25 protein-coding genes are annotated in these 26,479 nt (G+C 61.8%); 14 read left to right on the forward strand and 11 right to left on the reverse strand.

The window, feature by feature from the left end:
* Positions 1-49: 49 nt before the first annotated feature.
* Positions 50-2,731: a putative bifunctional diguanylate cyclase/phosphodiesterase gene (locus KTQ36_RS09450; protein WP_218633415.1), complete on the forward strand. Its 2,682-nt coding sequence runs from the start codon at positions 50-52 to the stop codon at positions 2,729-2,731.
* Here KTQ36_RS09450 and KTQ36_RS09455 read toward each other — a convergent pair.
* The 3 genes from KTQ36_RS09455 to KTQ36_RS09465 all read right to left on the reverse strand — a co-directional run bounded on the left by KTQ36_RS09455 (position 2,728) and on the right by KTQ36_RS09465 (position 5,386).
* A complete protein-coding gene (locus KTQ36_RS09455; RefSeq protein WP_218633416.1) occupies positions 2,728-4,524 on the reverse strand; it encodes an acyl-CoA dehydrogenase C-terminal domain-containing protein in 1,797 nt (598 codons plus the stop codon). The two genes, KTQ36_RS09450 and KTQ36_RS09455, sit on opposite strands and share 4 nt — an antisense overlap.
* Before the next feature lie 2 nt (positions 4,525-4,526).
* Positions 4,527-4,901, reverse strand: coding sequence for a MerR family transcriptional regulator (locus tag KTQ36_RS09460; protein WP_218633417.1), 375 nt, complete (start codon positions 4,899-4,901; stop codon positions 4,527-4,529).
* Positions 4,902-4,969: 68 nt separating this feature from the next.
* Entirely contained in the window at positions 4,970-5,386 is a 417-nt protein-coding gene (locus KTQ36_RS09465) for a hypothetical protein (protein WP_218633418.1), read from the reverse strand.
* Between the two features lie 132 nt (positions 5,387-5,518).
* Here KTQ36_RS09465 and purF point away from each other — a divergent pair, with 132 nt between their 5' ends.
* Positions 5,519-6,961, forward strand: a complete 1,443-nt coding sequence (gene purF / locus KTQ36_RS09470) for an amidophosphoribosyltransferase (protein WP_218633419.1) — start codon at positions 5,519-5,521, stop codon at positions 6,959-6,961.
* A gap of 8 nt (positions 6,962-6,969) precedes the next feature.
* On the forward strand, positions 6,970-7,674 hold the full coding sequence (locus KTQ36_RS09475) for an SDR family NAD(P)-dependent oxidoreductase (protein ID WP_218633420.1): 705 nt from the start codon (positions 6,970-6,972) through the stop codon (positions 7,672-7,674).
* Here KTQ36_RS09475 and KTQ36_RS09480 read toward each other — a convergent pair.
* From KTQ36_RS09480 to KTQ36_RS09495, 4 genes are all read right to left on the reverse strand, one after another.
* Positions 7,671-9,050, reverse strand: a complete 1,380-nt coding sequence (locus KTQ36_RS09480; protein ID WP_218633421.1) for a cryptochrome/photolyase family protein — start codon at positions 9,048-9,050, stop codon at positions 7,671-7,673. The two genes, KTQ36_RS09475 and KTQ36_RS09480, sit on opposite strands and share 4 nt — an antisense overlap.
* On the reverse strand, positions 9,043-9,960 hold the full coding sequence (locus KTQ36_RS09485; RefSeq protein ID WP_218633422.1) for a metal-dependent hydrolase: 918 nt from the start codon (positions 9,958-9,960) through the stop codon (positions 9,043-9,045). Before KTQ36_RS09485 ends, KTQ36_RS09480 begins: the two co-directional genes overlap by 8 nt.
* A 17-nt stretch (positions 9,961-9,977) precedes the next feature.
* Positions 9,978-10,982, reverse strand: a complete 1,005-nt coding sequence (locus KTQ36_RS09490) for a 2-oxoacid:ferredoxin oxidoreductase subunit beta (RefSeq protein WP_218633423.1) — start codon at positions 10,980-10,982, stop codon at positions 9,978-9,980.
* 98 nt (positions 10,983-11,080) lie between these two features.
* Positions 11,081-12,958: a 2-oxoacid:acceptor oxidoreductase subunit alpha gene (locus KTQ36_RS09495; RefSeq protein ID WP_218633424.1), complete on the reverse strand. Its 1,878-nt coding sequence runs from the start codon at positions 12,956-12,958 to the stop codon at positions 11,081-11,083.
* A gap of 84 nt (positions 12,959-13,042) precedes the next feature.
* Here KTQ36_RS09495 and KTQ36_RS09500 point away from each other — a divergent pair, with 84 nt between their 5' ends.
* From KTQ36_RS09500 to KTQ36_RS11515, 5 genes are all read left to right on the forward strand, one after another.
* Positions 13,043-13,513: an RNA pyrophosphohydrolase gene (locus KTQ36_RS09500; protein WP_218633425.1), complete on the forward strand. Its 471-nt coding sequence runs from the start codon at positions 13,043-13,045 to the stop codon at positions 13,511-13,513.
* A gap of 27 nt (positions 13,514-13,540) precedes the next feature.
* Positions 13,541-14,752, forward strand: a complete 1,212-nt coding sequence (locus tag KTQ36_RS09505) for a hydrolase (RefSeq protein ID WP_218633426.1) — start codon at positions 13,541-13,543, stop codon at positions 14,750-14,752.
* Positions 14,749-15,765 (forward strand): arginine N-succinyltransferase, encoded by a 1,017-nt coding sequence (locus KTQ36_RS09510; RefSeq protein WP_218633427.1) that lies wholly within the window; start codon positions 14,749-14,751, stop codon positions 15,763-15,765. The genes KTQ36_RS09505 and KTQ36_RS09510 overlap by 4 nt, the downstream gene beginning before the upstream one ends.
* The gene (locus KTQ36_RS09515; protein WP_218633428.1) at positions 15,766-17,022 is read left to right on the forward strand and encodes an N-succinylarginine dihydrolase; all 1,257 of its coding nucleotides are present in this window, start codon (positions 15,766-15,768) and stop codon (positions 17,020-17,022) included.
* A 77-nt stretch (positions 17,023-17,099) separates the two neighbouring features.
* On the forward strand, positions 17,100-17,432 hold the full coding sequence (locus tag KTQ36_RS11515; protein WP_345777703.1) for a hypothetical protein: 333 nt from the start codon (positions 17,100-17,102) through the stop codon (positions 17,430-17,432).
* Here KTQ36_RS11515 and KTQ36_RS09525 read toward each other — a convergent pair.
* Positions 17,377-17,712 carry a hypothetical protein gene (locus KTQ36_RS09525; RefSeq protein ID WP_218633429.1) on the reverse strand — a complete coding sequence of 112 codons (336 nt, stop codon included), beginning with the start codon at positions 17,710-17,712 and terminating at the stop codon, positions 17,377-17,379. The two genes, KTQ36_RS11515 and KTQ36_RS09525, sit on opposite strands and share 56 nt — an antisense overlap.
* Before the next feature lie 124 nt (positions 17,713-17,836).
* Here KTQ36_RS09525 and KTQ36_RS09530 point away from each other — a divergent pair, with 124 nt between their 5' ends.
* The 6 genes from KTQ36_RS09530 to KTQ36_RS09560 all read left to right on the forward strand — a co-directional run bounded on the left by KTQ36_RS09530 (position 17,837) and on the right by KTQ36_RS09560 (position 22,562).
* Entirely contained in the window at positions 17,837-17,995 is a 159-nt protein-coding gene (locus KTQ36_RS09530) for a hypothetical protein (RefSeq protein ID WP_218633430.1), read from the forward strand.
* Positions 17,996-18,514: 519 nt separating this feature from the next.
* Positions 18,515-19,795 (forward strand): tyrosine-type recombinase/integrase, encoded by a 1,281-nt coding sequence (locus KTQ36_RS09535; RefSeq protein WP_218633431.1) that lies wholly within the window; start codon positions 18,515-18,517, stop codon positions 19,793-19,795.
* 19 nt (positions 19,796-19,814) lie between these two features.
* A complete protein-coding gene (locus KTQ36_RS09540) occupies positions 19,815-20,321 on the forward strand; it encodes a hypothetical protein (protein WP_218633432.1) in 507 nt (168 codons plus the stop codon).
* Positions 20,322-20,795: 474 nt separating this feature from the next.
* Positions 20,796-21,059 carry a hypothetical protein gene (locus KTQ36_RS09550; protein WP_218633434.1) on the forward strand — a complete coding sequence of 88 codons (264 nt, stop codon included), beginning with the start codon at positions 20,796-20,798 and terminating at the stop codon, positions 21,057-21,059.
* Positions 21,059-21,823, forward strand: coding sequence for a hypothetical protein (locus KTQ36_RS09555; RefSeq protein ID WP_218633435.1), 765 nt, complete (start codon positions 21,059-21,061; stop codon positions 21,821-21,823). Before KTQ36_RS09550 ends, KTQ36_RS09555 begins: the two co-directional genes overlap by 1 nt.
* Positions 21,824-22,139: 316 nt before the next feature.
* The gene (locus KTQ36_RS09560) at positions 22,140-22,562 is read left to right on the forward strand and encodes a terminase small subunit-like protein (protein ID WP_218633436.1); all 423 of its coding nucleotides are present in this window, start codon (positions 22,140-22,142) and stop codon (positions 22,560-22,562) included.
* A 283-nt stretch (positions 22,563-22,845) separates the two neighbouring features.
* Here KTQ36_RS09560 and KTQ36_RS09565 read toward each other — a convergent pair whose 3' ends face one another.
* From KTQ36_RS09565 to KTQ36_RS09575, 3 genes are read right to left on the reverse strand one after another with little or no spacing between them, the layout of a single operon-like run.
* Entirely contained in the window at positions 22,846-24,243 is a 1,398-nt protein-coding gene (locus KTQ36_RS09565; protein WP_218633437.1) for a restriction endonuclease, read from the reverse strand.
* Positions 24,240-25,289, reverse strand: a complete 1,050-nt coding sequence (locus KTQ36_RS09570; RefSeq protein ID WP_218633438.1) for a DNA cytosine methyltransferase — start codon at positions 25,287-25,289, stop codon at positions 24,240-24,242. Before KTQ36_RS09570 ends, KTQ36_RS09565 begins: the two co-directional genes overlap by 4 nt.
* Entirely contained in the window at positions 25,282-26,478 is a 1,197-nt protein-coding gene (locus tag KTQ36_RS09575; protein WP_218633439.1) for a DNA cytosine methyltransferase, read from the reverse strand. Before KTQ36_RS09575 ends, KTQ36_RS09570 begins: the two co-directional genes overlap by 8 nt.
* Between the last annotated feature and the right edge of the window lies 1 nt (position 26,479).

Here is a 26,479-nt window from a genome sequence, read left to right on the forward strand (position 1 = left end):
TAATAAGCCGGTCGTAAGGTCGTGCGCGCAAAAGGAGCGACCAGACCCAATGCAAGTTGAGCGTTTTCACGGGGCGAGTAGCCAGCAGGACGAGGCTGTCCCCTCGACGGGGGACGCGTGGCTGTTCGACCTGCGCGCGCCCGACAGTTTCGCCGACCGCGAAGTCGCAAGGCTACGACTGGCGCAGGTTCGCCACATCCCGCTCTTCATGATCCTGTCGCATCTGCTGGCTGCCGGCGTGCTGGTGGCCAGTCTCGGGATGGCGATCGAGCCGACGATCGTAGCGATGTTCGGCGGGCTGTTGGCCCTCGACATCTCGGCCTGCCTGATGATGCGATTTCGCAAGCGTGTCGGCCTGCGCTCGCATCATATTCACCGCATCATGGTGGGGTTCGCGCTCGTCACGACTGCGCTTTGGTGTCTGACCGGTTTCGCCGTGTCCGAACTGGATGCGCTCAAGGCCACGCCAATTCCCGAATTCATTGTCGGCGTCGGCGTGCTGGCGCTCGTCATCGCGGCGATGGCGGGCCCGATGCTGACCGTTGCCATCGGCGTCACGAGCACGCTGACGGCAATGTATGTCAACATGCCGATCTATATCTCGATGGGCATCGCGACCGTCACGCTCTTGGTCGGTCTCGTGTCGGTCACGTCGAGCCGCAACCTGCTTCGCTCGGCGCGGCGTCGACAGCAGTTGGAAGCCGACGCACGCAAGGCGCTCCAGTTCATCAACGAGTATGAGACGAGCGGCCAAGGCTGGTTCTGGGAGACTGACGCGGCTGGGCTGCTCACCTATGTCAGCGACCAGCTGGCAGAGGATGTCGGCTGCGAAGCAAAGACGCTGGTGGGACGCAAGCTGACCGAGATTCTCCGGATCGACAAAAAAATCGACGGGAGCGAGACCGAGGACCGCACGCTCGGCTTCCATCTGTCGGCGCGTTTCCCCTTTTCCGACGTCGTCGTGCGGCCGGTCGCGAACGACGATGTCCACTGGTCGATGAGCGGCAATCCGATCTACGACCAGGAGAACCGCTTCCTCGGCTTTCGCGGGCTCGGCAGCGACCTTACCGAAAAGCGCCGAACCGAACAGGAAATTTCACGGCTGGCCCGGTTCGACTCGCTGACCGGCCTGCCCAACCGCGCCAAGATGCGCCAGACGCTCGAGGAAGCCCTTCGCAGCGGGCAGCGTCGGGGCCGCGGCTGTACGCTGTTCCTGATCGACCTCGACCGGTTCAAGAACGTCAACGATACGCTGGGTCACCCGACGGGCGACGCCTTGCTCCGCGAAGTCGGGGCGCGCCTCACCAGCGTGCTGGGCGAGCATGGACAAGTCGGACGCCTGGGCGGCGACGAATTCAAGGCCGTCCTGCCGCGACTGACCGAGACGGGCCTGCTCGAATCCATCGCCCGCAACATGATCTCCGAAGTCTCGAAGCCCTACATTATCGAGGGCCACCGCGTGACCATCGGCACCTCGATCGGGATCGCAGTGGGCGACCCAGGGCGCGGTTGCGCCGACAGCATGATCCGCAACGCCGACCTCGCGCTTTACGCGGCGAAGGCTGCAGGGCGCGGCTGCCACGCATTCTTCGAGCCTTCGATGCACAGCGAGGCGACCGATCGACAGCGGCTCGAGAACGACTTGCGCGGCGCGGTCGAACGCAACGACCTGCACGTCGTGTTCCAGCCGATCGTGCGTGCGGCGAGCGAGAATGTCTGTGGCTTCGAAGCGCTGGTGCGTTGGGACCATCCCGCGCGCGGCGCGATCAGCCCCGAGAAATTCATCAGCGTCGCGGAAGAATGTGGCCTGATCGGCAAGATCGGCGAATTCGTGCTCGATCGGTCGGTCGAACAAGCCAAGCTGTGGCCGGAGAATGTGCGCGTCGCGGTCAACCTGTCGCCGATCCAGTTCAACGACCCGCGCATCGTCGACATCGTCGCCAACACGCTCGAGCGGCACAAACTTCGCGCCGATCGGCTCGAACTGGAAATTACCGAAGGCGTATTCCTGGCCGAGAGCGAGGAGACGGACGACACGTTCGCTCGGCTCAAGGAACTGGGAGTCCGTCTCGCACTCGACGATTTCGGGACCGGCTACTCCTCGCTCGGCTATTTGAAGACGGCACCGTTCGACAAGATCAAGATCGACCAGAGCTTCGTCAAAGGACTGCGCGAGACGGGCGACCGCAACCACGCGATCGTGCGAGCGATCGTGACGCTCGCCGAGAGCCTCGGCATGGATACGACCGCCGAGGGAATCGAGACGCACGACACGCTTGAGGCGATCCGCGCGCTGGGCGTGAGCCAGGTGCAGGGCTTCATCTTCGGAAAGCCGCTACCCGCCGAAGAGGCCGAGCGGGTCGCGCATCGCCAAATTGCGGTGCCCGAAGGCCATGCCGCCAATCGCGAAAAGCGCCATCGCCTGATGCGTCGCGCGGTGACCGCCATCGATGGCGAGGCGACTGAAATCCGCCTCCGCAACATCAGCGCGAAGGGCGCCTTGGTCGAGTGCACCCGTCCGGTCGCCCCGGGCACGGTTCTCGCAATCGACATTGTCGGCGTCGGTCCGGTGGTCGGCACCGTCCGCTGGAGCCAGGCAAATCGCTTCGGCGTTCAGTTCGACGACGTTTTCGACCTGGCGCGTCTCACGGCGACCAAGCAGGAAGTCAAGCCGACGGCGCCGTCGATGAAGCCCTGGTATCTGGAGCAGCCGACGGGCAGCGAAGGCTAGAAAGCCTCCACCGGCAGCGCCATGACGCTGTCCGCACCCGCTTCGACCTTGCGACGCAGCCCCGACGCCTCGCCCAGCTTGCGCGTAGCGTAATAGTTCGCGGTCGCCAGCTTGGCCTCGTGGAACGCCTTGTCCTCGCCGTCGGCATCCTTCAGCTCGGCCGACGCCTTAGCCATTTTCAGCCACATCCAGCCGAGCGTCACCAGACCCATCAGGTCCATGTAGGCATAGGCGCCCGCGCCGACATTGTTGGGATTGGACGGGCCATTCTGCGCCAGCCACATCGTCGCGGCCTGCAGGTGACCGACCGCTTTCTCGAGCGGCTCGGCAACGCCCGCCGGATCGCCCGCTTCTTTCGCGGCGGCGATGTCGGCAGCGAGAATTTCGAAATAGCCGCGGATGGCACGGCCGCCATTCTGCGCCAGCTTGCGACCGACCAGGTCCATCGCCTGCACGCCGTTCGTGCCCTCGTAGATCTGGGCGATACGCGCGTCGCGGACGAACTGGCTCATGCCCCACTCCTCGATATAGCCATGACCACCAAACACCTGCTGCGACTGCACCGTAGTGTCGAAGCCCTTGTCGGTGAGGTAGCCTTTGATGACCGGAGTCAGCAGCGAGATGAGATCGTCTGCAGCTTCCCGCTCCTCGTTGGTCTGCGCCTTGCGGGCGAGATCGACCTGCAGCGCGCCCCACAGGATCAGCGCACGCGCCGCCTCGTTGAACGCCTTGCCGTCCATCAACATGCGGCGGACGTCGGGATGCACTAACAGCGTGTCCGCCCGCGCATCCTGGTCGCGATCCTCGGGATTGAGCGCGCGACCCTGCCGGCGGTCCTTCGCGTATTCGACCGCGTTCTGATAAGCGACCTCGCCCTGCGCGAGACCCTGTAGCCCGACGCCGAGGCGCGCGGCATTCATCATGATGAACATGGCCGCGAGGCCCTTCTCCTTTTCGCCGATCAGGTAGCCCGTCGCCTCGTCATAATTCATGACGCAGGTCGCGTTGCCGTGGATGCCCATCTTGTGCTCGATCGAGCCACAGCTGACCGCGTTGCGCTCGCCGACCGAACCGTCCTCGTTGACGAGATATTTGGGCACGATGAAGAGCGAGATGCCTTTCACGTTGTCGGGGCTGTCGGGCATCTTGGCGAGCACCATGTGAATGATGTTCTCCGACAGGTCATGCTCGCCCGCCGAAATGAAGATCTTGGTGCCCGAAATCTTGTAGGTGCCATCATCCTGCGGAACGGCCTTGGTCTTGATGAGCCCCAGATCGGTGCCGCAATGCGGCTCGGTCAGGTTCATCGTCCCCGTCCAGATCCCCGCGACCATTTTGGGCAGGTAGGTCTGCTTCTGCTCGTCGGTACCCACGACCAGCATCGAGGCGATCGCACCCGCGGTGAGGCCGTGATACATCTCGAAGCCCTGGTTGGCGGCGACGAAATATTCGCTCACCGCGGTCGACAGCGCATGCGGAAGCCCCTGCCCGCCAAACTCCTCGGGGAAGGCCAGCGTCGACCAGCCCGCTTCGCAGAACTGCTTGTAGGCATCCTTGAAACCCGGGGGCGTCGTCACCGACCCGTCCTCGTTGCGTTTGCAACCCACCTCGTCCCCGACGCGGTTGAGCGGCGCAATCACTTCGCTTGCCATCTTGCCAGCTTCGGTTAGCACCGCCTCGACAATGTCCGGCGTCGCATTTTCGAAGCCCGGGAGGTTCGAATAATTCTGCAGCCCGACGATATGGTCGAGAACGTACTTGGTGTCCTTAACGGGGGCATTGTAAACGGGCATGATCAGGTCTCGCTTTGAGTTTCGAGAAGGCGAACGAAGCCTTCCAGTTCTTCGATGGTTTCGTCGATATCGGCTTTCTGACGTGTCAGCGCCTCGATCCGTTCCTTGCACTTGTCGAGCGTCGCGGCCTTCTGCGTCTTCCGCGCATCGCCGAGGTCGTAGAGATCGAGCAGGTCGCCAATCTCGCTCAACGAGAAGCCGACGCGTTTTCCGCGCAGGATCCAGGCCAACCGCGCACGATCGCGCTCCGAGTAGAGGCGCTGGGTGCCATTGCGCTCGGGCGAGATCAGATTTTCATCTTCGTAGAAGCGCAGCGCCCGGGCGGTGACCCCGAACTCTTCGCATAGCTGGCCGATGGTGAAACGCGGTTCGTCCATGGCGCATGAGTTACTTTACGTTTCCGTAAAGGTCAACTGCGTTGCGATGAGCAACCGACCCGCTGCGATCAGCAGATTTCCTCGCCTGCGACATCGGTCAGTGGCGCGGCCTCATCGGAGCGAACAAGCTCGCGCCCCGACAGGTCGACATCACCGCCGCAATAATAGGCGCATGCTGCGGGCGGTTCACCGAACACGAGCCTTTCGCCCTCCATGCGGATCGGGATTTCGCATTGCGTGTCCCCGCGAGGCTTGAACGTGAGCGCGTCGCCCTCGCCCGACAGGCCGCCCTGCGCCATGCAGTTGGCATCGTCCTCGCCGTAAATTACGAAGGCCGCTGCGCCCCCTGCCGCCACGCACAGCCCCCCACGCTCACCCGCGGCATAGATGCCGGGCTCGACTTCCACACCAGTGTCGACCGACTCATCAGGCGCCCCGCAGGATGCCAGCAGCAAGGTCGGAACAATCAGAGTAGAGACGCGCATATCCGGGGCTTTCGTATCGTCACGGGACACCTTGCGTAGGCAGGGGAAAACTTTGTGACAAGATGGCGACAAATCGCGCCGCAGCTCCTATATGAAGGCTTCTGCTCGAAATTATCCGGATTCGCCGCTGTGATGCTGACGACCAACCCGTTCGACGATAAGCTCAAGGAAGAATGTGGCGTGTTCGGCGTCTGGGGCGCCGACCAGGCCGCCAGCCTCGTCGCGCTCGGCCTCCACGCCCTGCAACATCGCGGCCAGGAGGCTGCGGGCGTCGTCACTTACGACGGCAAGGCCTATCACCAATATCGCAACATGGGCCACGTCGCGGGCACGTTCGACAAGCCCAAGGTGATCAAGCGGCTCAAGGGTGGCGCCGGGATCGGCCATGTGCGCTATTCGACCACCGGCGACACCGCGCTGCGCAATGTCCAGCCGCTTTATGCCGACCTCGCCATGGGCGGGTTCGCGCTGGCGCATAACGGCAACCTGTCGAATGCCATGACGCTGCGTCAGGAACTGAACCGTCGCGGTTCGATCTTCCAGTCGACCAGCGACACCGAAGTCATCATCCACCTTCTTGCGACCAGCCAGAAGGATACGCCTGTCGATCGGCTGACCGACGCGCTTCGCCAGGTCGAGGGCGCCTACTCGCTGGTGTGCCTCATGCCCGACGGTCTCGTCGCCTGTCGCGATCCGCTCGGCGTGCGTCCGCTGGTCATGGGTAAGCTCAACGAGACGACCGTATTCGCCTCCGAGACAGTGGCGCTCGACGTGATCGGCGCGACCTTCATCCGCGACGTGGAGCCCGGCGAGCTGATCATCGTCAACGATGACGGCCTGCGCAGTTTTCGCCCGTTCGAGCCCGTGCGCGCACGGCCGTGCATCTTCGAACATGTCTATTTCTCGCGCCCCGACAGCATCATCGAGGGCACGAGCGTCTACGAAACCCGCAAAGCGATCGGTGCGCAGCTGGCCGAGGAATCGCCCTGCGACGCGGACATCGTCGTGCCCATCCCCGATAGCGGCGTTCCGGCGGCGATCGGCTATTCGCAGGCCTCGGGCGTCCCGTTCGAATTGGGCATTATCCGGTCGCACTATGTCGGACGCACCTTCATCCAGCCGACGCAGGACGTGCGCCACCTCGGCGTCAAGCTGAAGCATAATGCCAACTCGGCGCTGATCGCGGGCAAGTCGGTCGTGCTGGTCGACGATAGCGTGGTACGCGGCACCACGTCGCTGCGGCTCGTGCAGATGATGCGCGATGCCGGTGCGCGCGAGGTTCATATGCGTATCGCCTCGCCACCGACCAAATATAGCTGCTTCTACGGCGTTGACACGCCCAAGCGCTCCAAACTCATCGCCGCCCAGATGGGGATCGAGGAGATGCGCGATTATATCAAGGCGGACAGCCTTGCCTTCATCACCCTCGAGGGTCTCTATCGCGCGCTCGGCGACGAACGTGACGACGCCGCGCCACAGCGTTGCGACGCCTGCTTCTCGGGCAACTACCCGACGTCGCTGACCGACCACGAAAAAGAACCGCCCGAGCAGCTCAGCCTGGTCGCCAACAAATAGGAAATTCCATGTCACGTCCGCTCGACGGCAAGCTTGCGCTCGTCACCGGCGCCAGCCGCGGTATCGGTGCCGCGACCGCCGAACATCTCGCCGGCCTTGGCGCCCACGTCATCATGGTCGCGCGCTCGGCCGAAGCGATGGAAGCGGTCGAGGAGCGCATCCATGCTGCCGGCGGGAGCGCGACGCTAGCGCCGATGGACCTGCTGGAGGACGGCGCGATCGGACGGCTGGCGCAGGCCATTTCGGAGCGCTGGGACGCGCTGGATATCCTCGTCCTCAACGCCGCGACGCTCGGTAGCCTCACGCCCGTGCAGTTCATCGATGCCAAGGAATATGGCCGCTCCATCTCGCTCAACCTGCTGGCCAACCAGGCGCTGATCGCCGGCTTCGACCCGATGCTCCGAAAGGCCGATCGCGCCGACGTTTTCGGCGTCACGAGCTCGGTCGGGGCGACGCCGCGCGCCTATTGGGGCGCATACGGGTCCACCAAGGCAGCGCTCGACACCCTGCTGGGTGCCTATGCTGACGAGAATGAGCAGCTCGGCAAGATCCGTGTCCATATCGTCGATCCCGGCGCGACCCGCACGAAGATGCGCGAGCGCGCCTTCCCGGGCGAAAATCCCGACGATCTCAAGGGACCGGAAGTGGTCGCGGAGGCGATCGGCAAGCGCATCCAGTCCGACGAGGCCGGCCGCCTGACGGTCGACGCCTAGTCCTTCATTGCCCGGTAGGCCTCGAGCGCGCGCTCGCGGCCCTCGCGATGTTCGACCAGCTTTGCAGGATATTCGTCGGGCCGCTTGTCTTCGGGCGGGTCGGGGATATCGTCATCTGACAGGTCCGCCAGCTCGGGTACCCATTCGCGGATATAGGCGGCGCTGTCGAACTTCTCCGACTGGCTGAGCGGGGCCATGACGCGCACGAACATGTTGCTGTCGATGCCGGTACCCGCCACCCACTGCCAGTTGGTCCCGTTGGAGCCATAGTCGGCATCGACCAGCGTGTCCCAGAACCACTGTTCGCCCTCGCGCCAGTCGATCAGCAGATGCTTGATCAGGAAGCTCGCCGCGATCATCCGGACGCGGTTGTGCATCCATCCGATCGCCCACAACTGCCGCATGCCGGCATCGACGATGGGGTAGCCGGTGCGGCCCTTGGTCCACGCGTCAAATTCGTCACGCACGGTGGATGAACGGAAATCACGCCATTGGAACGCATTGAAGCGGTCGCGCGCGTTCTTTTCCGGATAATCGGGGAACTGCAGGATCACGTTCTGCGCATAATCGCGCCACCCGAGTTCCTTGAGGAAGGTCGCAACGCTCCCGCCGGCATTCTTGACGCGGTTATAAATGGTCGCTGGCGAGATTTCGCCGAAGTGGAGATGCGGTGAGAGCATCGAGGTGCCTTCGACCGAAGGACAGTTGCGTTGCCCCTCGTAGCGCGATGCCTCGTCCTCGAACGTGGCGAGCCGCTTGCGCGCGCCCTCTTCGCCCGGCTCCCATTCCTCTTCCATCTGGGTCGCCCAGTTCGGACTGGTTGGGAGCAGGCCCCAATCGTCGAGCTTTTCGCTGTCGGGCCAGAAGGATGGCGCGTCGATCTTCTGCGGGCGGCGCATGGGCTCCGATGGGGGCATCCGCTCTTTCAGCGCGCGCCAGAAGGGCGTGAAAATCTTGTAGGGGTTGCCGCTGCCGGTCGTCACGCTGCCGGGCGGGGCAAGATAGTTTCCGTCATGAAGGCACAGGTCGAGACCGCCGGACAACGCGTCCTCCGCCTCGGCCCACCAGGGCTCGTAATGCTGCAAGGCATAGACGCGCTTGGCGCCCACTTCTTCGACCAGGTCGGGCAGCACGTCGGTGACCTTGCCACGTCGCAGGATCAAACGGCTTTCCTTTTCGCGCAGGGTCGCATCGAGGCTCTTGAGGCTGTGATGAAGCCACCAGCGCGAGGCGCCGCCCATCTTGCGATCACCGGGACTCTCGTCGTCGAGAATGTAGACAGGAATGACCGGCCCCTCGGACGCAGCGGCGACCACTGCGGCCTGGTCGGACAGTCGCAGGTCGCGGCGAAACCAGACGATCACGGGGTCACTCATCGGTATCTCCAAGGTCTACGCGAAAGGCGTCGCGCGTCATCTCGCTGTCGAAGCGTTGGTCGCGAAGCCAAACGCGTCCGTCACGTTCCTCGATGAACGGCATGCGGCTCCAGAACAGGAAGGCTTCGACATCGCTCCGGTCGCGCTGCGCGGTCAAGACCGGATGATCGAGCGCAATGTCGCGCGGGCGCCCCGTGACGCTCGGTCCGTCGAGGAAGAGATAGTCGCCGCGCCCGTGCACCCCCTCGCCGCGCCAAAGGATGTTGCGGGCCCAGAAGCGCACCGGCACGGGGTTGGCGACGACGAGCTCGGGCTGGATGCGATATTGCGCTTGGACGAGGCGCGCGCCCTGATTTTCTGCCTGCGCGGTGATCAGGCCGTTGAGGCCGATATAACCAAGGATCAGCCCCAACCCGTAGCGCGCGGGAACGAACCAGCGGCGGTTGCCGCGCCGCTCGCGCAGCTTGCCCAGCGTGAAGGTCATGGCGAGGATCAGCCACAGCCAGATGTCGATGATGAACAGCGTGTCGGCGGCGACCCAGCGGCTAGAGAACGGCTCGAGCAGGCGAATGCCGTAGCTGTTGAGCCAGTCGAGCGCGGGATGGGTCAGCGCGCCGAGATAGGCAAGGCCCAGCAGCGGCAGCGGCTTCACCTCCTGCTTCGCCGGGCGCCAGCGATCCCAGGCGAGCATGATGCCCCAGAGGACGACAGGCAGAACGAGCAGCGCGATCGGCCCGTGGGTGATGCCACGGCGGATGGCGAGACTCTCGGTCCCCAGCAGCGTCGCGAAGGCGTCGATGTCGGGCAGGTTCGCCGCGATGACGAGGGTCGCGGTGGCGCGACCGGTCAGTTTCTTGAGGCCAGCCTGCGAGAGCAGCGCGCCGACGAGGCTGTGGGTGAGATTGTCCATCTCCCCCCACTACGCCCCTAGACTTCGTGCGGTTCCTTGTTGACCTGCCAGGTCTGGCCCTTGGCGACGAGTTTCTGGAGGTCGGGGGTCTTGCCTTCGGAGACAGCGTCGGTTTGCTGGATGACCGCGCTCTCGAATGTAGGAGCCGGGTCTTCGTAGAGGAGGCCGAGCGCGACGGGGAAGATGTCGCCGGGCATTTCGGCGAGGAGCAGCGCCATCGCGCGATTTGTAGGATCGTGGATCAGCACCTCGTCGCTGTCGCCCGCGACGACCTTGAGCGACTTGGTGGCGGTGTCGAAGCCAATGCCCTTCTCGCCATTGGCGAAGAGCATTTTCTCGCCCGCTTCCAGCCAGAGCTGTTTCTCGTCGGCGACGCTGCGGTCGGTGAAGGGCGCGAAGACGTCGTCATTATAGACGATGCAGTTCTGGTAGATTTCGATGAAGGACGCGCCCTTGTGCGCGTGGGCGGCCTTGAGGACGTCGGGCAGCTTCTTGTTCACGTCGATCCCGCGCGCGACGAAGCGGGCGCCCGCGCCAAGCGCGAAGCTGGCGGGAATGGCGGGCCGGTCGACCGAGCCGAAGGGGGTCGAGGGACTGCGCGTACCGATGCGGCTGGTGGGCGAATATTGGCCCTTGGTCAGCCCGTAAATCTCGTTGTTGAAAAGCAGAAGCTGGCAATCGAGGTTGCGGCGCAACAGGTGCATCGTGTGGTTGCCGCCAATGCTCAACGCGTCGCCGTCGCCGGTGATGATCCACACGTCCAGTTCGGGATTGGCGAGCTTTACGCCCGTCGCCACCGCGCAGGCGCGTCCGTGGATCGTGTGGAAGCCGTAGGACGCCATGTAATAAGGGAAGCGGCTCGAACAGCCGATGCCCGAAATGAACACGGTCTTCGCGAGGCTCGCGCCGAGATCGGGCATGGTCCGCTGCACGGCCTTCAAGACCGCATAGTCGCCGCAACCGGGGCACCAGCGCACTTCCTGGTCGGAGGCCCAGTCCTTGAGGGTGGTCACTTCGTTCATGGTCTAGATCCAACCGTTGAGTTTGAGGACGAGGAAGCCGACGACTAGCAGCAGGATGATCAGCGGCCAGGCGTTGATCGGTTTGGGCTGGGGTTCGTTCATGACAGCAGCTCCTCGATGGCGGCTTCGATCTCCGCGATGCGGAAGGGCTGGCCGGACACCTTGTTGAGCGGCTGGGCATCGACGAGGAAGCCGTCGCGCAGCATGGTCTTGAGCTGGCCCATATTCATTTCGGGCACGAGGATCTTATCATATCCGCGAAGCAGCGGCCCGAGATTCTTCGGGAAGGGCGCGATGTGGCGGATGTGAACGTGGCTGACGTCCATGCCCTTGGCGCGGGCGCGGCGCACGGCCTGGTGGATCGGGCCGAAGGTCGAGCCCCAGCCGACCAGCGCGAGCTTGCCGGTCTCGGTGCCGAGGCACACGTCCTGGTCGGGGATGGTGTCGGCGACGTTGGCGACTTTGGCGAAACGCTCCTGCGTCATCTGGCTGTGGGCCGCAGGCGAATAGTCGATATTACCGGTCTCGGGCGCTTTCTCGATGCCGCCGATGCGGTGTTCGAGGCCGGGCGTGCCGGGCTTGATCCACGGACGCGCGCCGTCATCGTTGCGCTCGTACGGCTTGACCGTGAAATCGCCCTCGGGCGCGGTCGCGAACGCGACCGGGAAGGGCTGATACTCGCTCATGTCCGGCACCTTCCACGGCTCGGCCGCATTGGCGATATAGCCGTCGGTGAGCAGCATGACGGGGGTCATGTAGCGGGTCGCGATGCGGCACGCTTCGATGGCGCAGTCGAAGGCGTCGGCGGGCGAGCGCGCGGCGATCACGGGCAGCGGCGCATCGCCATTGCGGCCATAGACCGCCTGGTAGAGGTCGGACTGTTCGGTCTTGGTCGGCAGGCCCGTCGAGGGGCCGCCGCGCTGCGAATTGACGATCACAAGCGGAATTTCGGTCATTACGGCAAGGCCCATCGCCTCACCTTTCAAGGCGATGCCCGGACCCGACGAGCTGGTCACGCCGAGGCTTCCTGCATAGCTCGCCCCGATGGCGGCGCAGATCGCGGCGATCTCGTCCTCCGCCTGGAAGGTGGTGATGCCATATTCCTTGAGGCGCGAGAGGTGGTGGAGCAGCGCCGAGGCCGGCGTGATCGGATAGCCGCCGAAGAACATCGGAAGCCCCGCCATCTGCGCGCCCGCGACGAGGCCGATGGCAAGCGATTCCGCGCCCGTGACGGTGCGGTAGAGACCGGGTTCGGCAGGCGCGGGATCGATCTTGCGCTGCTGGAGCCCCTGCCCGCCCAGTTCGGCGGTTTCGCCATAAGCGTGGCCGGCATTGATCGCGGCGATATTCGCCTCGGCAATCTCGGGCATCTTGGCGAATTTCTGCTTGAGCCAGTCGATGATCGGCGCGCGCTCGCGCCCGAACATCCACAGCGCGAGGCCGAGCGTCCACATATTCTTCGAGCGCAGCGCTTCCTTGTTCGAAAGCCCGAATTCTTTGACCGAATCGAGCGTGCGTTCGGAAATGTCGAAGGCCAGCACCTGCCATTTGGCAAGGCTGCCATTCTCGAGCGGGTTCTCTTCATACCCGGCCTTGTCGAGGTTGCGCTTGGTGAAGGCGCCGGTGTCGGCGATGATCAGCCCGCCCTCGCGAAGCGCGACGACATTGGTCATCAGCGCCGCCGGGTTCATCGCGACCAGCACGTCGGGCGCGTCGCCCGCGGTCTCGATGGCCGAGGATCCGAAATTGATCTGGAAGGCGGAGACGCCGAAGGTCGTGCCCTGCGGCGCGCGGATTTCGGCGGGAAAGTCGGGGAAGGTGGCAAGGTCGTTGCCCGCGAGCGCGGTCGACAGCGTGAACTGCCCGCCGGTCAGCTGCATCCCGTCGCCGCTGTCCCCGGCGAAGCGAACGACAACCGCTTCACCGCCAGCGCCCTGCGCTTCCTCGTCCGTCAGGCAATGGGTGGCCGAAACCATGCTTCATCCTTCGTCCAAAATTTCGTAGGCAGCCCCTAAACCCAAGAGCTGCGCTTCGCCACCCCCAAAGGAAAGACCGATTTGATGGCCAATGACAAGTATCGATTGGGCGCGGGCGTGATGCTGGTCAACGCGCACCGCCACGTGTGGGTCGGCAGGCGGATCGATAACAAGGACGAAGCCTGGCAGATGCCGCAGGGCGGGATCGACAAGGGCGAAGAACCGCTGGAGGGCGCGCTGCGCGAACTGGAAGAGGAAACGGGCATCGCCCCGAGCCTCGTCGAGCAGGTCGAGGGATGCCCCTGTCTCGACCTCAAATACGACCTGCCCGAGACGCTCCAGCCGCATCTGTGGGGCGGCAAATATGTCGGGCAGCGACAGCATTGGTACCTGATGCGCTTCACGGGCAGCGACGAGGACGTCAACATCGCCACCGAGCATCCCGAATTCTCGCACTGGAAGTGGGTCGAGCCGCAGCTGCTGCCCGAGCTGATCGTGCCGTTCAAGCGCGACATGTACCGCGCGATCGTCGATCAATTCTCTCGGTGGCTTTAGGCCGCGCGGCGCGCTAGGACGCGGGCCATGCAGGGACTGAACGAGACCGAACGCACCGCCGTCGAACGCGCCATGGGCGCCCAGAGCGCGATGCTGCGCGACACGATGAAGTGGGCGAAGATCAATTCGGGATCGCGCAACCTGGAGGGGTTGGCCGCAGTCGCCGACGAACTGGCCGACGCGTTTTCAAGCCTGCCGGGCGATCTTGAAATGGTCGAACCGACCACGGTCACCGCGGTCGACGACAAGGGCGGCGAATATGAGCTGCCGCACGGCAAGCATCTGCATATGCGCGTGCGCCCCGACGCGCCGCTCCAGCTGCTCTTTACCGGGCACATGGACACTGTCTTTCCGGTCGACCATCCGTTCCAGAACCTCGACTGGCTCGAGCCCGAAAAGGTGCTTGGCGGGCCCGGCGTCGCCGACATGAAGGGCGGGATCGCGGTCATGCTCGCGGCGCTGCAGGCAGTCGAGCAGAGCGCCGATGCGCAGCGCATCGGTTACGAAGTCATGATCAACTCGGACGAGGAAGTCGGCTCCCTGTCGAGCGCCGCGCTGATCGCGCGCTGCGCCGAGGGCAAGCGCGCCGCGCTGACCTACGAACCCAGCGCGCTGCCCGACGGCACGCTGGCGGGCGCGCGCGGCGGGAGCGGCAATTTCAGCTTCACCATTCGTGGCAAGTCCGCCCATGCCGGGCGCAACCCGCGCGACGGTCGCAACGCGCTGGTCGCCGCGGCCGATCTCGCGCTGCGCCTCAAGGCGGGAATGGACGACACGCTGTCGGTCAATCCCGCCAAGATCGACGGCGGGAGCCCCAACAATGTCGTGCCCGATCTCGCGATCCTGCGCGTGAACCTGCGCCCCGTCTCGACCGAGGACCAGGCGCGGGCCGAAACGCTGCTCGAGCAGAGCGCGGCGGCAGTCGCGAAGGAGCATGAGGTTGCGATCGAGCGCCATGGCGGCTTCGCACGCCCGCCCAAGCCGATGACTCCGCCGATGGAAGAGCTGTTCGGCATCGTCAAGAAAGCCGGCGCGGACCTGGGCCAGGAGATTGGCTGGAAGGCGACGGGCGGCGTGTGCGACGGCAACAATATCGCGGCCAAGAAAGTCCCCGTCGTCGACACGATGGGCGTACGTGGCGGCGCCATTCACTCACCCGACGAATTTCTGATCGTCGAGAGCCTCGCCGAACGCGCGGCGCTCTCGGCATTGACCATCCTCAGGATTGCCAATTCATGACCCACATCATTCGCGCCGCGACGACGAGCGATCTCGACGCGCTTTACGACCTGTCCAAAATCACCGGGGGCGGATTTACCAACCTGCCCCCGGATCGCGGCACGCTGGCCGAGAAGCTGGAGCGGACCGCGGCGAGCTTCGCGCGCGAGGGCGAGACGCAGGAAGACGATCTCTACGTTTTCATGCTCGAGGATCTCGAGACCGGGCGTATCCGCGGCACCTGCCAGGTGTTCGGCAAGGTCGGAGTGACGCAGCCCTTCTACAGCTATCGCATCTCGACGCAGACCCAACAGTCGAAGGAACTCGACCGGATCTTCCGCAACCAGCTGCTGACGCCGTGCAACGACCTTGAAGGGTCGAGCGAAGTAGGCGGGCTGTTCCTGCACCCGGCCGAGCGCGCGGGCGGTCTCGGGCTGCTCCTGGCGCGGTCGCGCTACCTCTTCATCAAGCAGAACCGGCCGCGTTTCGGCGCGCGGATCCTGGCCGAGCTGCGCGGGGTCATCGACCCGGGCGGGCACTCGCCCTTCTGGGACGCAATCGGGGGCAAATTCTTCGGCATGACCTTCCCCGAAGCGGACGAGTTCAACGCCACCAACGGCACGCAATTCATCGCCGACCTATTCCCGCAATCGCCCATCTACGTCTCGATGCTGCCCGAAAGCGCGCAGGCGGTGATCGGGCAGCCGCATCCGACCGGGCGCGCGGCACTGAAGATGTTGCAGAAGGAAGGCTTCGTCTGGGACAATTATGTCGATATTTTCGACGGCGGGCCGACCGTGGTCGCCGCGACCGACAACGTCCAGTCGATCAAGCGGGCGGACTGGTACATTCTAGACGGCGACTGCGACGGCGAGGAGTGCGAGCGGACGCTGGCGGCGACGGGGCGGCTGGCGGACTTCAAGTGCGCATCGGGGCGCGGCAAGATCGAGAAGGGGCACATCCGGCTCGACAGCGCGACGATCGCGGCGCTCGAGCTCGAGCCCGGCGACACGGTGCTGGCGGTGGGGCGCTAGATGATCCGCGAAATCAACTTCGACGGGCTGATCGGGCCGAGCCACAATTATGCCGGGCTGAGCCTGGGCAATCTCGCGTCGACCAAAAATGCCGGCGACGTGTCGCAGCCGCGTGCTGCCGCGCTTCAGGGCATCGAGAAGATGCGCACGAACGTGCAGCTGGGGCTGGTGCAGGGGCTGTTCGTGCCCCAGCCACGACCGGCGGTGGGCTGGCTCGAGCAGCTTGGCGCGGAGTATATGACGGCCGATCATGCGCTGGCGGCCAACGCGATGAGCGCGAGCGCGATGTGGGCGGCCAATGCGGCGACCGTGAGCCCCGCACCCGACACGGCGGACGGGCGCTGTCACCTGACGGTCGCGAACCTCCGGACGATGGCGCATCGAAGTCACGAGTGGCCCTTCACGCTGGCGCAGTTGCGGCTGGCGTTCGGGAATGAGGAGCAGTTCGCGGTGCATGGGCCGGTGCCGACTGCCTTCGGCGACGAGGGCGCGGCGAACTTCATGCGGCTGTGCGAAGGGCATGGGCGCGAGGGTGTCGAGCTGTTCGTCTATGGAGTGACCGGGGGCCCCTACCCCGCGCGCCAGCATATCGAGGCAAGCCGGGCGATTGCGCGGCTGCACGGTCTCGATCCGGCCAAGACGCTGTTCATCCAGCAGTCCGAAGAGGCGATTGCAGCGGGTGCCTTCCACAATGACGTCGTGGCGGTGGCCAACGAGACGATCCTTTTCGCGCACGAAAAAGCCTTTGCGGATCGCGACGGGACGGTGGAGCGGGTGCGGGAAATCTTCCCGGCGCTCGACTATGTCGAGGTTCCGGCGAGCGAGGTGAGCCTTGAGGATGCGATCCGCTCCTATCTGTTCAACGCGCAGCTGGTAAGCCTGCCGACGGGCGAGGCGTGCCTGATCGTGCCGAGCGAGTGCCGCGAGACGCCGAGCGTATGGAAATGGCTGCAGGCGCATCTCGCCTCCAACGGGCCCATCCGCAAGGTCGAGGTAGTGGATGTGCGCCAGTCAATGGCCAATGGCGGCGGTCCCGCCTGTCTGCGGCTGCGCGTCGCGTGCGACCCCGACCATGTCGACCCGCGCTTCCTGGTCGACGAGGCCAAGCTGGATGCGCTGGCGACGGTCGTGTCCAACCATTGGCCCGAGGCGATCGACGCGCGCGAATTGCAGTCGAAAACGCTGGTCAACCAGGTGCGGCAAGCGCACGCCGCGATCGTCGAGGCGTTAAACCTGGGCGAGCTAACGTCGAGTTAATTGACACTTAACCGTCGGCTTTAACGGTTTTTTGGCGGAACTCCGCGCTTGGCACGGCGTTTGCTTAATAATTGCCGATGAAACGACTTGCCCGCCTGTTCACCATCAAGACGCGCTTCGAAGCCGCGCTCGTGACCTATGCGATTGCGCTCGGCGCCGTCGAGCGGGCGGTTGCCTATCTCAACCAGTATCCTGGCGGATGGGGCCTGACGCTGGCACTCGCCTGTTGCGGCGTGGTGTTCATCGCCGGGGCGAAGCTGTTCGATGCCGTCAAGCCGCCCGCACCCTCAATCGCGACCGGGCCGCACATGGCGCCAGTGCGCCGCCACGACCTGCCGCCGCGGCGCCGCGAATTCAGCGATACTCGGCGTACGGCGTCCCGCCGGCCTCGCGCAGCGTCACGGCGCTGACCTCGCACAGATTGACGCCGGTCCACACGATCGGGCCGCTCGACGCCTCGGCGCGAATGTCGAAGGCGCAATCGGGATCGTTGAACGCGACCGACTGACTTGCGTCGGGTGCGGGCGCGGCACCGAGCGGCCGCCACTCGTTCGAGCCGGTGCGGCGGATCGACAGGTTGCCGAGCGCCTTTCCGGTCCCGTTGACCAGCGTGAAGTCGGTCGCCTGCGCCGAAACGGCGGCGGGCGTAGCGAGCGCCATCAGCGGCGCGACAAGAAGCATCTTCCACATGGCGGTTAACGTAGCGCATTTCGTCGGAAGATTGAAATCATCCATCGTTACCGACGTTTACGGCTGATTTACTTTTCCCTGCCAAGTTCGCTTGGTCGTGTTTGTCCTATTGGGGAGGAATCAAGTGCGTACAGAGTCCGATCACCGTTTCTATTCGCGCCGCGCCGCCGAAGAGCGTCTCGCCGCGCGACGATCGGTCACCGACGCCGCCCGCGAACGACACAAAATGCTCGCCGCCGAATTCGCGCAGCGGGCAGTCCAGTACCAGCCGATCGGGGCGTAAGACGCCCCTTCAGCGCCGATTTCGTACGAGGTCGGCGCGCAGATTATAGTCGCTCAACACCGACTGTATCCCCCCGACGAACCAAGCATCATTGCGGACATCGGATCGATGCACATATTTGTGCGTCGGCGTCGCGTTGAATGTCTCGATTCTAGAACGTCCTGTTTCTCGAGACATTCGACATAGATCGCCGTTGTGGAACGCGCAGGCGTCGGTCGCCCTCCAATTAACGAGGACTCCTCTTAGGGGGTCATGGACCACGCAGCGTGCCACAGCAAAAAGGCCGCCTCGGCATATGCCGAGGCGGCCTTTGTTCATTTCGCCAGAAGGGAAATGGCGCGCCCGGAAGGATTCGAACCTCCGACCACCTGATTCGTAGTTTCGGATCGGCTGTTGCTCCATTTTGCCGCGTTTTTCTTTTTTGACAGAAAACTCGGGATAATGGCAACAATGGCTTGCACGTTCTTGCCTCGCGTTGCCGCTCGTGTGATTACTAAGTGATTACTGGAGGACTTTCTGATGGCTGTTCAGAGGATCACAAAATCAAGTGTCGATGCACTCAAGCCTGGGCCGCGCGACCAATATATCTGGGACGATCGGCTCAAAGGATTTGGCGTTAAAATCACGCCGGCTGGCGGCATCTCGTATGTGGTTCAATATCGGCCGAACGGTTCGCGCGGCAATCCGCGGCGAACAACGATCGGGAAACATGGCCCCCTCACCCCGACGCAAGCTCGAGACAAGGCGGAGGAAACTCTTCGGAACTTGAGGTTGCATGATATCGACCCGATCGAAGAGAAAAGAGCTAAGGCCAAAGCAAAAGTCGACTTGGCGTATCCGGCTTACGCCAAGCGCTTTGTCGACACTTACGGCAAGCGCAACTGGTCGAGCCATACGCAAGCAGACAACCGGCGCTATCTCACTGCGGCCGATGAGCCTCCAATGCAGGCGCTCGGCTGCATGGCAATGCACGAGATCCAGCGGTCGGACATTGCTGCGGTGTTCGATCTGGTGCCTGACGATCAGCCGGGGCGTGCTCGCAATCTTTGGGCTGCCCTGCGCAAACTTTTGAATTGGGCAGTGGAGCGCGGCGACATCGATCGTTCACCGGCGGAGGGATTCAAGGGCCCTAAACCCGTCAAGCCGCGCGATCGGGTTCTGGATGACCGTGAGATAACGCTGGCTTGGCGTGCAGCACACGAACTGGATTATCCGTTCGGACCATTCCTCAGGGTTCTCATCGCGACTGGCCAACGTCGAAACGAGGTTGCCGGCATGGACTGGCGCGAAGTCGATCGAGACAGCGCATCGTGGACGATCCCCGGCGACAAGACGAAGAACGGCCAGCCTCATTTCGTGCCGCTAAACGAGCTCGCGATCGCAGCGCTCGATGGCATCGTCGGCGAGGACTGGCCGTCCAGCGGCCTCATTTTCTCGACCACGGGCAAGACGCCGATCAGCGGGTTTGCTCGAGCCAAGCGGTCGCTGGACGAGGAAATGACCAAGTTGAACGAGGACGAGCCAGTCAATGCGTGGAGGCTTCACGATCTGCGGCGAACTTTCGCGACAGGAATGCAGAGGCTAGGGATCCGCTTCGAAGTCACAGAGGCCGCGCTGAATCACATTTCTGGCGCCCGCTCAGGAGTCGCCGGCGTCTATCAGCGTCATGATTGGCACAATGAGAAGATCGTCGCGATGAAGGCTTGGTCCGATGCACTCATCAGACTTGGCGAAGGGCGCAAATCCAAGCTTGGCGATGACGTAAACGAGGGCTCAAACGTGGTTGCGATCAATGCCTAGTTCGACGCTCGAAATCGATATGAGTGCGCTTGCCGACTTTCCCGCCGTCGATCGTGAAAAGGTCACATGGGCCATCGAAGTTCACAACGCCAATCTTGATCGGCTGGAGGGTGCGCCAACAACTTCCGAAAGCATCAATTTGATGAGGTCTGCCGCGGCCGATTTGAAGAAGGCCAAACACAAATTGGAGCGGGCGAATATGACCAAGATCATGGCCGACACGGAGGCCGAACGCGTCGCTGCCATCGAACGTGACATCATTGATGAAGCCGACCGGGTGTCCTCATTGAAGCCCGTACAACTCCGAAATCGAGCGTCCATCTGGCTGGTCGCGCACTGCGCAAGCATATGTTCCGACGCGGGGTATCCGGTCAACGCATCGACGGGTGGCGCGTTATATGCGGTGCTAGCTGTCGTGCACAAAGCCGCCAAAACCGCGAGCCGGACGGGTAAGGAGCCGCGGATTGAGCACCAAATCCGCTATGCAATGAATGATCGGCTCTTAAGGTCATATCGACCTGGATGACGGCTCACCTTGCAAACCTACCTTAGAAATTGGGGGAGAGTTTCAAGCCTGTTTAGATGGAAGGGCTAGACAAGACGGAGAAAGATGCTCCCTTGAAAGGAGCATGAAATGCGACGACTAATGACAGAAGCGGAGGCCTCCATTCGGACGGGGCTGGCGGCTTCCACTCTCCAAAAACAGCGGGTCCGGGGTGACGGTATCCCATATGTGAAGATCGGGCGAAGCGTCCGTTACGACTCTGATGTCGTGGACGAATGGCTTGATGCTCGGACTGTGTCGTCGACCTCGCAGGCGATCGCCTCATGACCAGACCGCCCAAAAAGATGGGGCCCGTTCGGCGGCAGGCCCCGTGTTCCGATCTGGTGACGACCGAGCGAACCTACAGACCCTACTCTGATGGCGGTAAACTCGCAAGGCGAAGCTGGGCCAATCGTCCTGTCTACGGACGCAATGGCTTCTGGTTGGAGGTTCGCCATGGATAAAAGATCAGCAATCAAAAACGGGAACGATCGAACCTGGCGACGGCACCTCCGCGGCGATCTTCGGGGCAGCGAGGAGGAATGCCACCTCAAGCGAGTGACGGGCTATTTCGGATACGAGATACCGAACGCTTTTTCTCTGAGCTGCCTGGTTGCGTCCGGCCATTGGGACGATCTGGCGGATTTGGCCATCTCGGAACAGGAGGGCGGCGTTCTTGTGCTCGACCTCACAGTAGGCGCCAAGGACGCGAATGATTGATGGCTCGGAAGAAGCGTCATCAGCCGCGCGACCGTGCTGACCTACGCGGCGGGACTTTCATCGGCCTGCCTTCCACCGTCGCTGACTCGCCAGCCTATGTGGATCTGGAACCCTACGACCGCGCGGTGCTGCTCGAGATCATGCGAGCCTTCAACGGAGGCAACAATGGCAAGATCGGCATCAGCTACGCCACGATCGGCAAGCGTCTAGGTAGTCGGAACAACCGGCGCATCTCGCAAGCAATGGGCAGGCTCATCACGCATGGAATGATCGCCGAGCCTACGGACCACTCATGGACCGAACGACGTGCGCGTGAGTATCGCCTGACGTTTATCAGCACGACCGATGGGCGCGGAATGTCGACCCCGGCGACGAATGACTATCGCCACTGGACCCCAGACAGAGAAAAAATCAGCGGTGACGCTCCGACACTAGAGACCCCCTCGTCTGGTGACGCTCAAACACCAGAGCCTGTTTGGACTGGTGACGCTGGGACACCAACGACTTTCCATTCTCCCTCTAAGGAGCCGAAAGGGGGGGATGGTCAATCTGGTGACGGAGAGACACTACATATACTTAAGCCATACGGTGGCGAACAATTGGGGGATGAAAATACCCCCCTTAAATCGGGCGGCCGAATTTGCGACGACTGCGGACAGGCCTTCAAGCCTGGCCCGCATCGTCATCAGCGATACTGCGACGAGCGTTGTCGAAGCCGTGCCGAAAAGCGCCGGTTCCGCGAACGGCAGCAGGCGACCGGATGATGTCAGACAGGCGGCTGATCTGTGATGACGAACTTTCGGCGGCAAATTGTTTTCGATGCCGAGCATTTGGTTTGCTCGCGACGATAGATGCCCAGAAGGCCTCCGTCCTAACGTCCGAAACGACCGCGAGCGATGGATTGCTTAGCAGTGGCAAGCGAAGGGACCTACCCCATCCTGTCACCGCTCCGTGCACGCGCGCGCGAGATCGTCGTGGAAAATGGCGACGCGCTGATCTACAGTCAGGGTATCGCAATAGGAAAAACTGGCGAAACGGGGCGTCCAGTAATCAAATTGGTAAGCATTTGAGGTGCACACGATGACGATCTACTCTAAACAACTAGCCGAGCGCATCTGCCAGGCAATCGCTGACGGCCATTCGCTTGCTGCCATCGAGAAGATGGAAAAAATGCCTTGCAAGCGGACGATTATTCGATGGCGAACCGAACATGCAGAATTTGACGCTGCCTATCGTGACGCCCGAACGGTGGATGCAATAAATGTGGAGGACCAAGTACGGCAACTGGTCGAGACCGTTAACTGCAAAGATTCTGCGGCAGCCGCCAGAGAAAAATTCCAAATGCTGAAATGGCTCGCAGCGGTTAAGTCACCTCGAGAATACGGCAATCGTACGGAGGTCAGTCATGAGACTCGAATGAACTTGGCTGAGGCCATCAGTGCGGCGCGAAAGCGAGCGGGTATGACTAGTCAGAACATTTCGCAGCGTTCGTCCAATGAGTAGGGCTGCTGACGGCATGCGCCCCCATTGCTGACTTTCCGGTTCGCTCTTAACCTACCCCAAACCTGCCGTTCAAAAGCCCAAAGCCGGAGCCCGCTTGATCCAAAACCAATAACCACGAAGCAGATTGCTGCGAAGCTGAGATTGGGATCTTCTCGGCTCACACGCAATCGCTACAGATCGAATTTCAAGCGTGGTGCGCTTAGAATAGCGGTTCGGCGGAAAAAGGTAGGTTGGAGTTACTGGCCAGACTTGAATGGCCGAGCCGGCTCTCAACGAAGCGGCGCTAATTTGCCGTTTCAGGGGAAATCGGCTGTCCTCGTTTTTGCGACATCACCTCTGCAGCGTTCGCAGCGATGTGCGAAAGTAGAACTTCCGGCCCTTTGTCCAAATATCGATCTACGATTGGTCCATTGACAAAGAGAAACTGCAGATGAGTAGTCTGGGTGATTTCTTTCGCGTAGGCGATCGCTTCGCTGGTGAAATCGCTTGTGGTGACCACCGCCACAACATGTGCTTTCGTGTAGATGGCCAGCCCAACTTCCTTCGCGACATCACCCAAGCCTACACGACCTGCGACGCACTTGCATTGGAAGTTCCACCTCGAGAATAATAGGTTTTTCCCTTCCGCCGTGAGATCCACTTCAGCGTAAGCAGTCTCACGGCTTCGCAATCGAAAAGCACGGGGCTCGATACCAATGTCGAGGATCATTTTGAGAGCTAGGAGCTCTAATCCCAGCCCCCTATCGAACTTCTCGTCGCTTTCGAGCAAACTTTTCACATCTGATAGAGGCATGTCGATCTTTGCTCGAAGATCGGCAGGAATGACTTGATCAAAGTCTGGCAAGACTGACTCAATCGGTATGCCCATCAGCCTAGCTGATGGTTTTATGCTGCCGCTCTTGCCGCCGCGGCCCGCACCCGCGTGTCGAGGGGCTTCCAGCCATCCCGCTAGTGCGAGTGGATTGACTATCTTGGCCCTCATCTGATCTTCGTCGAAGTGCGCACGATGATGAGCCAAACACTCATCGATGACCCGCTTCGCGGGGATTTCGGTGCCGCCCGTTCCCTCGCTCATTCGCCTCAGCGCTTGAACAAAAATTTGCTGGTTAAGTGGTAGATCAGAAAAATCTGATCGTTCCGATCCGGAAATACCCAATACCGCCTTCATTCTGGCATCGTCCGGAACAGGTGGTTGTCGGCCCTGCTTGGTAAACAAGCCAGCCTCGATCATCCAGTTCAATAGGGTCGTGTGGTCGGTGGTTGCAGTGGACAGGTCTGTAATGCCAACTCGTTCAAGTTCTTTTTTCAGGGTCGCTTTCGTGACCTGTTCAGTTCTGGTGTTCAGCGACCGGACGGCATCGATTAGAGCCATACCATTCATATTATCGACAATATGACGAACGAGCTTCGCCGCCCCATCCTTGGAAGTTTTCGCGGTAGCAATGTCTTTTCCGACCGCTGTCAAAGCGAGAGGATCCCGCGTAATTAGACCCAAGTTTGTGAGGGTGGCCGGCACATTCGTACTCGCACGCTTATTGTTAGCGCTGGCGAAGAATACTCTATCCCACTCTTTTACGACATCATCCCAATTAGGGGCTTTTGAGGCGACTATCTGCAAAGGCCGACGCACGTCTCCGATTATGCCCGGCGAAAAATCGTTGAATGACGGCAGTCGTTTCATGCGGCCTCGCAGAGATTTTTACCGATTGCTTCGGAGACGCTCCGTCCGATGGCTGCAGCCAGTTTGGGAGGTACAGCATTCCCGATCTGCCTCCATTGCTGCTCGATCGTACCCGCCAGCTGAAACTCATCTGGAAATGTCTGTAAGCGTTTAATCTCCGCGATCCTCAAAATACGATTCCGCCAATGGAATGGCCCCATATTATTAGAGCGGCGTGCCTGTATCGTCCAAGACGGTAGCTCCGGACTTAGCTTCAGAAGGAACGACCAATATCGTCCTCTCCACTGAAATTTCGGTTCGGGGTGTCCCCTCTTTTCCGTGAAATATAGATAGTTGTCTCCGGGTGGCACTTGGCAAAGCAAGTCATGGTGTTTCCCGCCTGCAAAGTGCCCACGGTCACAAGCATTCGCTTCAGTGTCGAGATCTTTTAGAACCTGACCTGAAGTGACCCATGGAAGTTTCCCGTCGCGGGCTTCCTTGTCGTGAGTGGGCTCGGGCAACTTTATTTGCCCCTCGAGGGACCCAAGAACGAAGCAGCGCTCGCGAATTTGAGGCACACCGAAGTCCGCCGCATTTAAAACGCCCGTCGTCACCTTATAACCTATTGCCTCTGCGCGTCTTATGATCGTCTCTAACGCCTCCGAATGCACTTTATAAGCCAGGCCTTTGACGTTCTCCAGAATGAAGGCGCGAGGTCTGAACCAGTCGAGCATCTTCAAATACCCGTCAACTGTTTCCCAACCATTCGGGTCGTCTAAGGCACGCGGCTTGTCCTTCCGGTAAAATCGACTTTTTGAGAAAGGAGGACATGGTGGGCCACCCGCTATGAGATCGATCTTCTCCGAAATTTTGCCGAGCTTAGCTTGGAAGTCTGCTCGAGATAGCGTGCCGATCCGACCGCAAAGGAACGGCACTTCAGGTGAATTCACTCGCCATGTTTCTTCACAGAGAGGCTCGGAGTCGGAAGCGAGCACCGTCTTAAAGCCCGCCTCATGAAGCCCGACATCCAATCCGCCGCAGCCACTGAAAAGACTAATACTACGCATTCACGCCCTCTTTCACGGCGACTGCGGCAACCACAGCATCGACCATCACTCTTGCTAGCGGTGGTGGCACAGCATTGCCCAACTGCCTAACCCGCTCTCTCCGGCTTCCCGCAAATTCGTAATCTGCAGGAAAACCCTGCAGCGCAGCCATCTCGACAGTGCGCAGTCGGCGATTGTTCCAATGAAATGGCCCAGTCCAAGGGCCTGGCGATGCTGCAATCGTCCATGAAGGGCGGTCGGGGGACAGCTTCAGCAAAAAATTCCAGAAACGAGTTTCAGCTACGAATGTCGGGTTCGGATGGCCCGCCCACTCAGTGTGAGCCTTGTAGTTCGAGCCGGGTGGAACTGTCCTCAGGTGCTCAGCCCAGCGACCCTTAATAATCTCTTCAGGCTCGTGAAATTGCGGCTTATCCAATCCATCAAGAGCCTCCCCAGCTGTGACAGCTGGCTTCAAGCCACTCTCCCCCTTCAGAGTGTGCGTCGCTTCGGGCGCAACGGGAGCTCCGAACTTACTCCCTAATAGAAAAACCCGCTCCCGTGCCTGAGCCACACCGTACTTCGCGGCATTGGCTGTAATCTGGGTGACCTTGTAGCCCGCTGCTTCAGCGGCATTTCGAAACCCCTCGAGCACGGGTCGGTTTCTTGGATGCTTTATGCTCGGGACATTCTCAAAAACGAACCCTTCAGCGTTGCTCTCGTAAATGAGGCGCCAGAACTCTTCGACGAGAGTTCTACGCGCATCTGGGCGAGCTTCGGTCGGAGCGGCAGGGCGCTCCATTTCAACACCTGCAGCACGTGCGCGCCTGTATCGAGATTCCTCTCCGTCCTCGACCCAGTAGGCAGCTTTGGAAAAAGGTTGGCAGGGAGCTCCGCCCACTACGATCAATGGATCTCCGGGCGTAAGGTTTGCGGCAGCCCGAAGCTCCAAACCCGTTAGCTGCGATACGTCTGCCTCAATTACGGCACCGTGGTACTCCGCGTTAGCTCGAAGCGTTTGGCACGCGGTCGAGTCTATCTCAACGCAAGCTCGGACGTCGCATCCAGCTTGCGTGGCACCAACGCTTAAACCGCCCGCTCCCGCAAAAAGATCAATGACTGCAAGACCTCTTCCCGACGTTAGCGTGACTGCTGATGAGGAAATGGCCTCCCGCAATCCGCCGTCGTTCCGATCTATTTCCGGCAACCCCATT

Origin of the sequence: Sphingomicrobium clamense (assembly GCF_019264355.1) — a bacterium.
GTDB classification, from domain to species: Bacteria; Pseudomonadota; Alphaproteobacteria; order Sphingomonadales; family Sphingomonadaceae; genus Sphingomicrobium; species Sphingomicrobium clamense.

Coding starts and splice junctions, on each gene's coding strand:
- KTQ36_RS09535 (WP_218633431.1), top strand. CDS start 18,515: ATGGCTGTTCAGAGGATCACAAAATCAAGTGTCGATGCACTCAAGCCT.
- KTQ36_RS09510 (WP_218633427.1), top strand. CDS start 14,749: ATGACCCACATCATTCGCGCCGCGACGACGAGCGATCTCGACGCGCTT.
- KTQ36_RS09455 (WP_218633416.1), bottom strand. CDS start 4,524: ATGCCCGTTTACAATGCCCCCGTTAAGGACACCAAGTACGTTCTCGAC.
- KTQ36_RS09525 (WP_218633429.1), bottom strand. CDS start 17,712: ATGTGGAAGATGCTTCTTGTCGCGCCGCTGATGGCGCTCGCTACGCCC.
- KTQ36_RS09485 (WP_218633422.1), bottom strand. CDS start 9,960: ATGGACAATCTCACCCACAGCCTCGTCGGCGCGCTGCTCTCGCAGGCT.
- KTQ36_RS09465 (WP_218633418.1), bottom strand. CDS start 5,386: ATGCGCGTCTCTACTCTGATTGTTCCGACCTTGCTGCTGGCATCCTGC.
- KTQ36_RS09490 (WP_218633423.1), bottom strand. CDS start 10,982: ATGAACGAAGTGACCACCCTCAAGGACTGGGCCTCCGACCAGGAAGTG.
- KTQ36_RS09560 (WP_218633436.1), top strand. CDS start 22,140: ATGACGATCTACTCTAAACAACTAGCCGAGCGCATCTGCCAGGCAATC.
- KTQ36_RS09555 (WP_218633435.1), top strand. CDS start 21,059: ATGGCTCGGAAGAAGCGTCATCAGCCGCGCGACCGTGCTGACCTACGC.
- KTQ36_RS09500 (WP_218633425.1), top strand. CDS start 13,043: ATGGCCAATGACAAGTATCGATTGGGCGCGGGCGTGATGCTGGTCAAC.
- KTQ36_RS09475 (WP_218633420.1), top strand. CDS start 6,970: ATGTCACGTCCGCTCGACGGCAAGCTTGCGCTCGTCACCGGCGCCAGC.
- KTQ36_RS09575 (WP_218633439.1), bottom strand. CDS start 26,478: ATGGGGTTGCCGGAAATAGATCGGAACGACGGCGGATTGCGGGAGGCC.
- KTQ36_RS09450 (WP_218633415.1), top strand. CDS start 50: ATGCAAGTTGAGCGTTTTCACGGGGCGAGTAGCCAGCAGGACGAGGCT.
- KTQ36_RS09570 (WP_218633438.1), bottom strand. CDS start 25,289: ATGCGTAGTATTAGTCTTTTCAGTGGCTGCGGCGGATTGGATGTCGGG.
- KTQ36_RS09565 (WP_218633437.1), bottom strand. CDS start 24,243: ATGAAACGACTGCCGTCATTCAACGATTTTTCGCCGGGCATAATCGGA.
- KTQ36_RS09515 (WP_218633428.1), top strand. CDS start 15,766: ATGATCCGCGAAATCAACTTCGACGGGCTGATCGGGCCGAGCCACAAT.
- purF (WP_218633419.1), top strand. CDS start 5,519: ATGCTGACGACCAACCCGTTCGACGATAAGCTCAAGGAAGAATGTGGC.
- KTQ36_RS09480 (WP_218633421.1), bottom strand. CDS start 9,050: ATGAGTGACCCCGTGATCGTCTGGTTTCGCCGCGACCTGCGACTGTCC.
- KTQ36_RS11515 (WP_345777703.1), top strand. CDS start 17,100: ATGAAACGACTTGCCCGCCTGTTCACCATCAAGACGCGCTTCGAAGCC.
- KTQ36_RS09505 (WP_218633426.1), top strand. CDS start 13,541: ATGCAGGGACTGAACGAGACCGAACGCACCGCCGTCGAACGCGCCATG.
- KTQ36_RS09495 (WP_218633424.1), bottom strand. CDS start 12,958: ATGGTTTCGGCCACCCATTGCCTGACGGACGAGGAAGCGCAGGGCGCT.
- KTQ36_RS09460 (WP_218633417.1), bottom strand. CDS start 4,901: ATGGACGAACCGCGTTTCACCATCGGCCAGCTATGCGAAGAGTTCGGG.
- KTQ36_RS09540 (WP_218633432.1), top strand. CDS start 19,815: ATGAGTGCGCTTGCCGACTTTCCCGCCGTCGATCGTGAAAAGGTCACA.
- KTQ36_RS09550 (WP_218633434.1), top strand. CDS start 20,796: ATGGATAAAAGATCAGCAATCAAAAACGGGAACGATCGAACCTGGCGA.